The 11,196-nt window shown below is 64.7% G+C and carries 9 protein-coding genes; 4 read left to right on the forward strand and 5 right to left on the reverse strand.

Features of this window, described 5'->3' with window-relative positions:
- Window positions 1-194 precede the first annotated feature (194 nt).
- On the reverse strand, window positions 195-776 hold the full coding sequence (locus tag PRtIB026_RS14065; protein ID WP_203647014.1) for a LysE family translocator: 582 nt from the start codon (window positions 774-776) through the stop codon (window positions 195-197).
- A gap of 260 nt (window positions 777-1,036) precedes the next feature.
- On the opposite strand from PRtIB026_RS14065, the gene PRtIB026_RS14070 reads away from it, so the two are divergent.
- Window positions 1,037-2,608 carry a TerC family protein gene (locus PRtIB026_RS14070; protein WP_203647012.1) on the forward strand — a complete coding sequence of 524 codons (1,572 nt, stop codon included), beginning with the start codon at window positions 1,037-1,039 and terminating at the stop codon, window positions 2,606-2,608.
- On the opposite strand, the gene rarD is transcribed toward PRtIB026_RS14070, so the two are convergent.
- Together rarD and PRtIB026_RS14080 are read right to left on the reverse strand one after the other, a co-directional pair.
- Window positions 2,571-3,458, reverse strand: a complete 888-nt coding sequence (gene rarD, locus PRtIB026_RS14075) for an EamA family transporter RarD (protein WP_232856507.1) — start codon at window positions 3,456-3,458, stop codon at window positions 2,571-2,573. The genes PRtIB026_RS14070 and rarD overlap by 38 nt on opposite strands.
- A 34-nt stretch (window positions 3,459-3,492) precedes the next feature.
- Window positions 3,493-5,088 carry an EAL domain-containing protein gene (locus tag PRtIB026_RS14080; protein ID WP_203647009.1) on the reverse strand — a complete coding sequence of 532 codons (1,596 nt, stop codon included), beginning with the start codon at window positions 5,086-5,088 and terminating at the stop codon, window positions 3,493-3,495.
- A gap of 314 nt (window positions 5,089-5,402) precedes the next feature.
- Between PRtIB026_RS14080 and hppD the strand changes: the two genes are divergently transcribed.
- Window positions 5,403-6,479 (forward strand): 4-hydroxyphenylpyruvate dioxygenase, encoded by a 1,077-nt coding sequence (gene hppD, locus PRtIB026_RS14085; protein ID WP_186734067.1) that lies wholly within the window; start codon window positions 5,403-5,405, stop codon window positions 6,477-6,479.
- A 93-nt stretch (window positions 6,480-6,572) separates the two neighbouring features.
- On the opposite strand, the gene PRtIB026_RS14090 is transcribed toward hppD, so the two are convergent.
- Entirely contained in the window at window positions 6,573-7,259 is a 687-nt protein-coding gene (locus PRtIB026_RS14090; protein ID WP_203647007.1) for a type 1 glutamine amidotransferase domain-containing protein, read from the reverse strand.
- Window positions 7,260-7,404: 145 nt separating this feature from the next.
- Here PRtIB026_RS14090 and PRtIB026_RS14095 point away from each other — a divergent pair, with 145 nt between their 5' ends.
- Together PRtIB026_RS14095 and PRtIB026_RS14100 are read left to right on the forward strand one after the other, a co-directional pair.
- Window positions 7,405-7,854 carry a nucleoside deaminase gene (locus PRtIB026_RS14095; protein ID WP_203647005.1) on the forward strand — a complete coding sequence of 150 codons (450 nt, stop codon included), beginning with the start codon at window positions 7,405-7,407 and terminating at the stop codon, window positions 7,852-7,854.
- A gap of 67 nt (window positions 7,855-7,921) precedes the next feature.
- Window positions 7,922-9,907, forward strand: coding sequence for an ATP-binding protein (locus tag PRtIB026_RS14100; protein WP_203652665.1), 1,986 nt, complete (start codon window positions 7,922-7,924; stop codon window positions 9,905-9,907).
- A gap of 9 nt (window positions 9,908-9,916) precedes the next feature.
- Here PRtIB026_RS14100 and PRtIB026_RS14105 read toward each other — a convergent pair whose 3' ends face one another.
- A complete protein-coding gene (locus tag PRtIB026_RS14105; protein ID WP_203647003.1) occupies window positions 9,917-10,972 on the reverse strand; it encodes a tetratricopeptide repeat protein in 1,056 nt (351 codons plus the stop codon).
- Window positions 10,973-11,196: the final 224 nt, after the last annotated feature.

Genomic DNA, 11,196 nt, shown 5'->3' on the forward strand with positions numbered 1-11,196 from the left:
CCCGCGAAGCAGGCGCCGCAATGGATGGCACGGGCTTCGCCCGTGTTCGCGGGCAAGCCCGCTCCCACAGGAATTACGCAAGCTATCAGACTTTGAGCAAGACAGTTGCTCCCACAGGGCCAAGCCAAGTCAATGGGTTACGTGGTGTTCTGTGGGAGCGGGCTTGCCCCGCGATAGCGCCCGGCCCGATAACCTCACACCATCAGGTAAACCGCGCTCGCCACCAGCAACCCCGCCAGCACCCGATTGAGCAGGCGCATCCGCCACGGCTCGGCCAGGTACTGGCGGATCACGCTGCCGGCCCAGGCCCAGCTGGCCACGCAGACGAAGCAGATCGGCCCGTAGATCCAGGTGAATAGCCACAGCAACTGCTGCTCGCCGCCGGTATAGGCGCCGATCCCGGCCACCGCCGCCAGCCAGGCCTTGGGGCTCAGCCACTGCATGGCCGCGCCGTGCCAGGCGCTGGGCGCTCGCCGGTTGTCGTCGGCACCCAGTCCGCCATCGTCACTGGCCAGTTTCCAGGCCATGTACAGCAGAAACAGCACGCCACCCCAGTGCAGCAACCGCCCCAGCAACGGCCAGCGCAGCAACAGCTCATGCACGCCCAGCCCCACCAGCACCAGCAGCAGACAGAAACCCAGGGTGGCGCCGGCGGCATGCCCGATGCTGGCCCGCAAGCCATGGCGTGCGCCGCTGCCGAGGGCAACGATGTTGACCGGGCCGGGGGAGATGGAGGCAGCCAGGGCAAAGGCTGCCATGGACAATGTCAGGCTCATTGGAGATTTCCATGCAGGAGGAGGGTGTGGCTATCCTGGCTAAGACCGTGACGGGCGTATTGAACAAAAATGCCCTGCCGCACCTGTTACAGCTTTTGTAATAGTTTTGCGCTATCAGAGAAATCTGCTTCGATTGTAGGATCGACATCCCTATTTTCTATCAAGGTCTATATGAGCACCTTCGCGGAGCCCCCCAGTCCCTGGCCGTCCCGGCCTTCCTTCCCCCGTCCTCGTGACGCCGCCCCTGTGAGTACCCGCTAATGGAATGGCTAGCCGACCCCACGGCCTGGCTGGGCCTGTTGACGCTTATCGTCCTCGAGCTGGTGCTGGGTATCGACAACCTGGTGTTCATCGCCATTCTTGCCGACAAACTGCCGCCGCACCAGCGCGACCGCGCCCGGGTGATCGGCCTGTCATTGGCGCTGATCATGCGCCTGGGCCTTTTGGCCAGCATCTCGTGGATGGTGACCCTCACCGCGCCGCTGATCGAGGTGTTCGGCAAGACCTTCTCCGGCCGTGACCTGATCATGCTGTTCGGTGGCGTGTTCCTGCTGTTCAAGGCCACCATGGAACTGCACGAACGCCTCGAGGGTCATGTCGCCCAGAGCGGCGGCGTGACCCGTCACGCGGCGTTCTGGCCGATCGTCGCGCAGATCGTGGTGCTCGACGCGGTGTTCTCGCTGGACGCGGTGATCACCGCCGTGGGCATGGTCGAACAGCTGTCGGTGATGATGATCGCGGTGATCTTCTCCATCGGTATCATGATTGTCGCCAGCAAGCCGCTGACCCGCTTCGTCAACGAACACCCGACAGTGATCATGCTGTGCCTGGGCTTCCTGATGATGATCGGCTTCAGCCTCACCGCCGAAGGCCTGGGCTTCCATATTCCCAAGGGCTACCTGTACGCGGCCATCGGCTTCTCGCTGCTGATCGAGCTGTTCAACCAGCTGGCCCGCGCCCGTCGCAAGCGCAGCCTGCATCAGCACCGGCCATTGCGTGAGCGCACGGCCCACGCGGTGCTGCGCCTGATGGGTGGGCGCCGGGTCGAGGCCGACGAGGTGGGCGAGGAGATCGCCGACCTGGTGGCCGGTGGTGACGAGCAGGTGGTCTTCGACCGCCGTGAGCGGGTGATGATCAGTGGCGTGCTCAACCTGGCCGAGCGGCCGATCCGCACGGTGATGACGGTGCGGGCCAAGGTCGATGCCATCGACCTGTCGCAGCCGGCCGAGGCGATCACCCAGATGCTGGTCAACTCGTCGTACTCGCGCCTGCCGCTGATCCGCGACGGGCGTATCGAGGAACCGCTGGGCTACGTGCACAAGAAGGAGCTGCTCAAGGAACTGCTGGGCGGTAACCAGCCGGCGCTGGAACATCTGGCCCGGGCGCCGTTGAACCTGCTGGAGAGCTTCAGCATCCTCAACGCCCTGGAGCAGATGCGCGCCCAGTCCACCCACATCGCCTTCGTGGTCAACGAGTTCGGTGACTTCACCGGGGTGCTGACCATGACCGACATCCTCGAGTCGATTGCCGGCGAGCTGCCGGATGCGAGCGAGGTGGAGGGGCCGGGCGTGGTCGAGGAGGCGGGCGGTTTCGTGGTCAGTGGCGCCCTGAACCTGGCCCAGGTCCAGGCGCGCACAGGCTTCGCCGCCCGTACCACCGAGGACTACCAGACCCTGGCGGGCCTGGTGATGAGCCTGCTGGACCGCCTGCCGGTGGTGGGTGATCACCTGGCCTGGAACGGCTGGACCATGACCGTGGTGGCGGTGGAGGAGCGTCGGGTGCGCCAGGTGCGCCTTACACCGAACGCCGACGCTGACGCAGCAGGTGCTTGATGCCTTCGAGCACCAGCACCAGCACGGCGCCCCAGATCGGCAGGTAGGTCAGCCACTGGTCGGGGCCGATGGTCTCGCCCAGCAGCAGGGCCACGCCCACCAGCAGCACCGGCTCGACGTAGCTGAGCAGGCCGAACAGGCTGAACGGCAACAGACGGCTGGCCAGCACGTAGGCGATCAGGGCACAGGCGCTGATCGCCCCGAGCAGCGGGATCAGCCCGTACAGGCCCGGGTGCTCGGCCAGGTCCGCCGCCGACAGCGGGCCCTGGATCACGAAGTACAGGGCCCACGGCAGCAGCAGGCACATGTCGCACCACAGGCCGCCCAGGTGGTCGGTGCGGCAGCGCCGTCTGAGGACGAAGTAGATCGGGTAGCCGATCATCACCAGCAGGGTTTCCCAGGCGAAGCTGCCGTGCTGGTACAGCTCGTGGCCAACCCCGAGCACGGCGAAGCTCACCGCGACCTTCTGCAGGCGCGACAGGCGTTCGCCATACACCAGTCGTCCGGTCAGTACCATGGCCAGTGGCAGCAGGAAGTAGCCCATCGACACTTCCAGGCTGCGCCCGTGCAGGGGCGCCCAGAGGAACAACCACAACTGCACGCCCATCAGCCACGAAGTGCCGACCATGCCGAGCAGCAGCAGCGGTGCGCGGCGCACCCGCCCGAGCAGCTCGCCGACCCGTTTCCAGTCTTTCGAGACCAGCATGAACAGCGTCAGGCAGGGCAGGGTCAGCAGGGTGCGCCAGCCGAAGATCTCCTCGCCGTCCAGGGGCTTGAGGAAGGAGGTATAGAAGTACATCACGGCGAACAGACAGGACGCCATGACCGACGAAAGAATGCCTTTTGACACGAATGCCTCGGAAAACGGGAAGTGAGCGGGCGGATCAGCCGCGCATGATCTCAGGGCCATTGCCCGGCGGCAACTGCGGGCTACTGGGCTGGGCGGCCAGGGCCAGCAGCAGTTCGTCGGCGGGCATCGGCCGGGCGAACAGGTAGCCCTGCTGGAAGTCCACTTCGTGGCGTGCCAGGTAGTCGCGCTGCACCTCGGTCTCCACGCCTTCGGCGACGATGCCCAGGCCCAGCTTGGCCGAGAGATCGATGATGGTGTCGAGGATATGCTGGGACAGGGCGTCGCCGCCGATCATGGCGACGAAGCTCTGGTCGATCTTCAGGTAGTCGACCTGGAACTGGCGCAGGTAGTTGAGGCTGGACTGGCCGGTACCGAAGTCGTCCAGGGCGATCATCACGCCCATGGCGTGCAGTTTTTCGAACAGTTCCAAGGTCACCGGAGTCGGCTCGATCAGCTTGCGTTCGGTCAGCTCCAGGGTCAGTACCACGCGCTTGGGCGGGAAGTGCTGGAGGAAGGTCTGGCAGTCGTCGAGCAGGCCCAGGTCGCGGCAATGGTCGGCGGTGATATTGATGCCGACATGGAAACCGTCCTCCAGCAGCGCCGCATGCGGGGCCAGGGCCTGGGCCGTGTGCAGCATCAGGGCCCGGGTCATGGCGACGATCTGGCCGCTATGCTCGGCATAGGGAATGAACAGGTCCGGGCGCACCAGCCCTTCGCGAGGGTGCTGCCAGCGCATCAGCACCTCGACACCGGCCCAGCGGTAATCCCCCTTGCGTACCACCGGCTGGAAGTACGGCAAGAACTCGTCGGCATCCAGGGCCCGGTCCAGCTCGCCCCGCGATGAGCTGGCGCGGCGGATCTGCCAGCGGCAGGCGGCGCCGGCCGCCACGCCCAGCATCAGCAGCAGGCTCAGCAGGGCGGGGTAGCGCGAGCGCATCAACGCGGCCTGCTTGCCTTCTTCGTAGCCAGCGTGCACATCGAACGGATAACGGGTAGAGGCATACTGCGCGGCGGCGGTGGCCGCGAGCGGCGGCTTGCCGTCGTGAACCTGGCCATCGCTGCCCATCCAGTGATGGCCGACATGCACCTTTACCAGGTTGTCGGCGCCGATCAGGTGCAGCGCGGTGAGCAGGTGGCGGCCATCCACAGTAGTGATCGCGCCACGGTCGCCACGGCCTTCCTGGCTGACCCGGTAGACCAGCAGGGCCTGTCCCGGGGTGACCGAGTTGCCATTCATCAGCCACAGTTGGCCATTGGTGTAGTCCTTGGCATCCACCGGCTCGTCGAAGTCGCCGAACAGCGAGGTGCAGTACAGCCGGTCGTGGTCGAACAGGTTGGTCGAGCGCACGAAGGCGTTGCGCGTCACCTCGATGCGCAGGGCCAACTGCACCTCGTCGCAGGGTAGTCCGGCCTTGGGCAGCAGGTGATGGGCGGCGCTGGACAGGCTGTCGAGGATTGCCTCGACATGGCCGCCCACTTCGCGGGCCGTGGCCTGGCTGCTGGCTTGCAGTTCCTGTTCGGTCTGCCAGCGCATCACCGCCAGCCCGCACAGCAGCGGCAGCACGCCGACACCCCAGGGCAGCAGGGCGCGCCAACTCCAGCGGGCGGGGCGTTTGGCGGTCAGGGGCATGTGCGGGTGGACCTTCTGCAAGGCGACGGGATGCTGCTGAGAATAGCCGTTTGTCGGAACAACCTGCGAACTAAAGCGCGACAAACAAATTTACGCACTGTAGAATCGGGTTACGAATACAACAATAAGGTTCTCCGCCTCCCGGGGAATCAAGCCCGCCGAGAATGGGTCCATATGACATACCATGGGTTCAAGCTGATCATTGGTGACTTCCTGGCCCGCAGCGTGCGCGGGATCCCCTGTTCACCACCACGCCATCTCCACATCCAAAGCCTGTAATAAACCGTTTTTCGCTTATAGATGAGGACACCCACATGGCAGATATCTTCGACAACCCGATGGGCCTGGAAGGCTTCGAATTCATCGAGCTCGCTTCGCCGACTCCTGGCGTGCTGGAGCCGGTATTCCAGATTCTCGGCTTCACCAAGGTGGCCAGCCACCGCTCCAAGGACGTGCACCTGTATCGCCAGGGCGGCATCAACCTGATCCTCAACAACGAGCCCAAGAGCATCGCCTCGTACTTCGCCGCCGAGCACGGCCCGTCGGTGTGCGGCATGGCCTTCCGCGTGCGCAACGCCCATGAAGCCTATGCTCGCGCCCTGGAACTGGGCGCCCAGCCGGTGGAAATCGAAACCGGCCCGATGGAACTGCGCCTGCCGGCGATCAAGGGTATCGGTGGCGCGCCGCTGTACCTGATCGACCGCTACGAGGAAGGCAGCTCGATCTATGACATCGACTTCAAGTTCATCGAAGGCGTGGACCGCAACCCGGTTGGCGCCGGCCTGAAGATCATCGACCACCTGACCCACAACGTCTATCGCGGACGCATGGCCTACTGGGCCAACTTCTATGAAAAGCTGTTCAACTTCCGCGAAATCCGCTACTTCGACATCAAGGGCGAGTACACCGGCCTGACCTCCAAGGCGATGACCGCGCCGGACGGCATGATCCGCATTCCGCTCAACGAGGAATCGTCGAAAGGTGCCGGACAGATCGAAGAGTTCCTGATGCAGTTCAACGGCGAAGGCATCCAGCACGTGGCCTTCCTCACCGACGACCTGCTCAAGACCTGGGACGCGCTCAAGGGCTTGGGCATGCGCTTCATGACCCCGCCGCCGCAGACCTACTACGAGATGCTCGAGGAGCGCCTGCCAGGGCACGGCGAGCCGGTCGACCAGTTGCAGGCCCGCGGCATCCTGCTCGATGGCGCCTCCGCGCCGGGCGACAAGCGCCTGCTGCTGCAGATCTTCTCGGAAACCCTGCTGGGCCCGGTGTTCTTCGAGTTCATCCAGCGCAAGGGTGATGACGGCTTCGGCGAAGGCAACTTCAAGGCGCTGTTCGAGTCGATCGAGCGTGACCAGGTGCGTCGCGGTGTGCTGAGCGTCGAATAACGCGCTTTGCCTGCAAGATCCATCGCGGGGCCAGCCCGCTCCCACGCCATGACGGTGTGGGAGCGGGCTGGCCCCGCGATGTTTTTGTGGCGGCTACCGGTTGCGCAAGTAGTGAATGACCGCGTCGGCCACCCCGGCGGTGGATGCTGGATTCTGCCCGGTGATCAGGCTGTCGTCCGCGACTACGAAGGACGCCCATGCATCGTCCGTACAGCTGTACTCGCCACCGCGGGCGACAAGTTCGTTTTCGGTCAGGAACGGTACCACCTTGTCCAGCTCGGCCAACTTCTCTTCGGTATTGGAGAAGCCGGTCACCCTACGTCCCTTGAGCAGTAGGCTGTTGTCGCTGAGCTTGATATTGAGCAGGCCCACCACGCCATGGCAGACCGCAGCGACCGCACCACCGCTTTCGTAGATGCGCCGTGCCAGCTCTTGCAGCGGTTGGTTGTCGGGGAAATCCCACATCACACCATGCCCGCCGGTGTAGTAGATCCCGCTGTACTGCTCTGCCTTGACCTGGCCAGGGCTAAGCGTGGCGCCCAGGCGATTCATGAAGGTCTTGTCGTTGTACCACTGCCAGTCCAGCTCCGGCGCCACGCGCAGACTGTGCGGATCGATCGGCACATAGCCGCCCGCCGGGCTGACATAGTCGACGGAAAAACCCGCCTGCTGCACTTTGTCGATGAAGTGCACGGCCTCGCCCAGCCACAGTCCTGTGGCGCGCGGGATGGTGGGGTATTTGGCGGTATTGGTCAGCACGACCAGGAGCTTCTTGTTCATGTGTGCATGCCCGTCGAATCCATGGGAAAACGGTTGGCCAGCAAGATCCAAAGCCCTATGAGCATAGCCCGCGCCAGACAATGCGCCATGACCGGTGGGCGCTGTGCTAGTCTGCTGCAAAGTCGACGTACTACCGGGGAAAACCATGGACCAGGGCACTTCCGCTTTCCTGCAGGCCGCCATAGACGAAGCCCGCAAGGGGCTCGAGGAGGGGGGTATTCCGATCGGCTCGGTGCTGGTGCACGATGGCAAGATCATTGGCCGCGGCCATAATCGCCGGGTGCAGAACGGCAGCGCCATCCTGCATGGCGAGATGGACGCCCTGGAAAATGCCGGCCGTCAGCCAGCCCGGGTGTACCAGGAGGCCACCCTCTACACCACCTTGTCGCCTTGTGCCATGTGCAGCGGCGCTATCCTGCTGTATGGCATCAAGCATGTGGTCATTGGTGAGAACACCACGTTCTTGGGAGAGGAAAAACTGCTCGGCAGCCGGGGTGTACGCCTGGAAGTACACGACAATGGAACCTGCAAGGCGCTGATGCGCCGATTCATCGACGAAAAACCCGAGCTATGGGACGAAGATATTGGCCGCTGACCTGCATGCCGGCGAGGGCGAGATCCAGGTCATTCACCTGGCGCCGCCTTCCTCCCCGCTGGCCGCCATGGGCAAACCCATCGCCGACTTCGACTGGTTCACGACCCCGCTGGGGCCGCTGACGTCCTGGCCGCCCGCCCTGCGTATCGCCGCCGACATGGTGTTGCTGTCTCCGTTTCCCTGTGCGCTGGTCTGGGGCCCGGCGCTGACCGTGATTCACAACGAACCCTACCAGGCCCTGCTGGGCGGTGAGGGTGGCCATCAGGGGCGGTCCTTCGATGCACTCTGGGCGCAGAACTGGGAGGGCATGGGCGCGGCGGTGTTCAAGGTGCTGGAGGGGCAGGGCAGCTTGATCGAGGACGCGCCGTTGCCTGTCAAGCGAGAGGGCTTTGCGGCGACGGCCTGGGTAACGGGTTGCTATTCACCTATCCGAAATGACCAGGGTGAGGTTGCCGGCTTCCTGCATGCCCTGATCGAGACCACCGCCAGTATCGAGACCGGGCGTGAGTGGCGTGAGCTGGCGCTGTCCTTCGAGGCGCGCCTGGAGCAGTACCTGAGCGATCCGCAACATACCTGGCAGCTGTCGCCCGACGTGATGCTGATGCTCGATGCCAACCTGCACGTGCGCTCGTCGAATCCGACCTGGCATCGCTTGCTGGGCTGGGGCGAGGCGTCGCATCTGCAGGTGACGTTGCCTGAACTGTTTCACCCTGCCGATCGCACCGAAGCCCAGCTTGCATTGAAGTTGCTGCTGCAGGGACAGGGCATGACGGCATTCGATGCTCGGGTCAGGCACAACGAAGGGCACTATTGCTGGTTCCGCTGGACCGGGGTTGCCGATCCGGCATTGCCCGCGCTGGTGGGACGGGACCTCACCGCGGACCGCCAGGCGGTCCAACGCCTGGCCGAGGCGGCGGTGCGGGACGGCCAGCGTATGGAAACCGTGGTGAAGGTGGCGGGTGGCCTGGCGCATGAAATGAACAACGTGCTGTCCGGTGTCGGCAGTAGCCTCGAACTGCTCGAACGGCGCCTGGCCCAAGGGCGGATGGAGCGTGTCGAGGAGTATGTGCAGATGGCCCGGGAATGTGCCCAGCGCGCCATTGGCCTGACCCAGAACCTGCTGGCCTTCGCCCGTAGCCAGCCACTGTCGCCCTATCCACTGAACATCAATCACCTGCTGCGGGAGATGGAGCCTTTGTTGCGCCAGACCCTCGGCGCCGAAATGCACCTGGATTGGCAGCTGGATGTTGCGCCCTGGCTGTTGCAGGTCGACTCCGATCAATTGCGCAACGCCCTCCTGCATCTTTGCAGCAATGCCCGGGATGCCTGTCTTGGCAAGGGCACCCTGACGATCAGCACCTCCAACGAGCGCTTGGCGTCGGGTTGCGAGGGGCCGGCCAGTTTGCCGGCGGGCGACTACGTCACGTTGCAGATCGAGGACGATGGCCACGGCATGTCCCGGGAGGATGTGGCGAGGGCCTTCGAGCCGTTCTTCACCACCAAGCCGTTGGGGCAGGGGGCGGGCCTGGGGCTGCCCATGGTGCATGGTTTTGTGCGCCAGTCGGGGGGGCAGGCGTGGATCGAATCGACCTTGGATCAAGGGACGCGGGTGGTGCTGATGTTCCCGCGCCATTCGGGTGTGATGCCCGAGAGCATCGCCCCGCAAGCGCTGCCGGTTCAGGCCCGGGGCGAGCGGCTGCTGTTGGTCGATGACGAAGTCAACTTGCGCGGCCTGATGAAAGAGGCGTTGGTCGAATGCGGCTTCGAGGTGTGCGATGTGGCCGATGCCAATGGCGCACTGGGCGAGTTCCGGCATCGCGGCCCGTTCGACCTGGTGATCACCGATATCGGCTTGCCGGGAGGCTTCAGTGGGCGCCAGGTGGCCAAGGCGCTGCGGATGATGAAGCCGGAGCAGAAGATCCTGTTCATTACCGGCTTCACCAGCGACCCGGTCGAACAGGCGTTGCTTGACGAGCCGGGCACGGCGTTGATGTTCAAGCCGTTCTCGTTGCAGACGCTGGTCGTGCAGATTCAGCGCATGTTGCAGGCCTGATAGAGGGGCTCAGAGCCCCTGCTGCAAGTAGGGGTCGTCCGGGTTCTGCCGTTCCAGTTCGGCCAGCAGGACCTGGACATTCTGCAGTTGGCCTGTTTCCTTCCAGTACTCGATCAGCAACACCCGCGCCCGGCGGTTGGCGGGCTGGCGGTTGAGCACGGTTTCCAGCTGCTTCTGCGCGGCATCCACCTGTTCCAGCTGGTGCAGGGTGACGGCCAGGGTATAGCGGTATTCGTTGTTTTCCGGTTCCAGTTCGACCGCGCGTGCCAGGGCCAGCAGGGCGTATTCCTGTTGCTCGTGGCGGGTCAGCCAGCGCCCCAGTTCGTATTGCAGGAACGCCGAGTCGGGGCGCAGCGCCAAGGCCTTGGCCAGCACTTCACGGGAGGCGTCGTGGCGGCCTTGCTGTTCCAGCAGGCGCACCTGGGTGGCCAGGGCGTCCAGCCCCTCGGGCGCCACCGCCAGGCTGCGTTGCAGGGCCCTGGTGGCCGCGTCGTAGGCTTGCTCATGCATGTACAGGCGGGCCAGGTGCACCTGGGCCGCGGCGTCGTCAGGCTGTTGCTCCAGGGTCTGCTCGTATTGTTCCAGGGCATCCTGCAAGGGGCCAAAGTACAGGCCGATGGCGTCGGGGTCGAGGCCCAGCAGCGCGTCTACCGCAGCGAAACGCACGCTTTGCTCGTCATCTTCCAGCAGCGGACCCAGCACCAGGCTGCGCTGGGCGGCCGGCAGCAGGCGGCGGATGCTGGCGATGGCGGCGCGGCGGACCAGTGGGTCGGCGTGCTCCAGGTCTTGCTGGGCCAGCTTCAGTGCCTGTGGCGACGGATAATGGGGCAGTTCGGCGTACAGCGCGGCGCGGCGGATCGCTGGCAGGTCGTCGCGTTGCAGCTGCTGGTAGAGCACCCGGGCGGCGCCCGGCAGGCCGTCGTGGGCCTGGCGCAGGGCCTTGGCGTAGCTGTGCGGCGGCAGGCTGGGCGCCGCGGGCTGCTGGTCACGCCACAGGTAGCCGATCGCGATGGGCAGTACCAGTACAAGCAGCAGGGCGATCAGGATCAGGTGGCGTCGTTGCATCTGGCGGTCCGGGGTGGCGATACCGCAGAGCTTGGGGCAGGCGGGGGGCAATTGCAATGATGGGGGCTCGCGGGGTGGCTGTTGGGTGTTTGGCGATGGTTTTGCAGCGCCTGTCGAACACCCGACTGCTCCTGCCATTGTCCCCCCTTCCCATGTCAGCCCACCCCACCTCGATCCATTAGCGTTCCGAGCATTTCCGACTGGCTAAAGCAGGATGCTTACCA

It is taken from the genome of Pseudomonas sp. RtIB026 (genome assembly GCF_016861355.2).
In the GTDB taxonomy this organism is placed as follows: Bacteria; Pseudomonadota; Gammaproteobacteria; order Pseudomonadales; family Pseudomonadaceae; genus Aquipseudomonas; species Aquipseudomonas peradeniyensis.

Excerpts from the sequence above, each read along its gene's own strand:
- hppD (WP_186734067.1), top strand. The coding sequence starts at position 5,403 with ATGGCAGATATCTTCGACAACCCGATGGGCCTGGAAGGCTTCGAATTC.
- PRtIB026_RS14100 (WP_203652665.1), top strand. The coding sequence starts at position 7,922 with ATGGGCAAACCCATCGCCGACTTCGACTGGTTCACGACCCCGCTGGGG.
- PRtIB026_RS14080 (WP_203647009.1), bottom strand. The coding sequence starts at position 5,088 with ATGCCCCTGACCGCCAAACGCCCCGCCCGCTGGAGTTGGCGCGCCCTG.
- PRtIB026_RS14090 (WP_203647007.1), bottom strand. The coding sequence starts at position 7,259 with ATGAACAAGAAGCTCCTGGTCGTGCTGACCAATACCGCCAAATACCCC.
- PRtIB026_RS14105 (WP_203647003.1), bottom strand. The coding sequence starts at position 10,972 with ATGCAACGACGCCACCTGATCCTGATCGCCCTGCTGCTTGTACTGGTA.
- PRtIB026_RS14065 (WP_203647014.1), bottom strand. The coding sequence starts at position 776 with ATGAGCCTGACATTGTCCATGGCAGCCTTTGCCCTGGCTGCCTCCATC.
- PRtIB026_RS14095 (WP_203647005.1), top strand. The coding sequence starts at position 7,405 with ATGGACCAGGGCACTTCCGCTTTCCTGCAGGCCGCCATAGACGAAGCC.
- PRtIB026_RS14070 (WP_203647012.1), top strand. The coding sequence starts at position 1,037 with ATGGAATGGCTAGCCGACCCCACGGCCTGGCTGGGCCTGTTGACGCTT.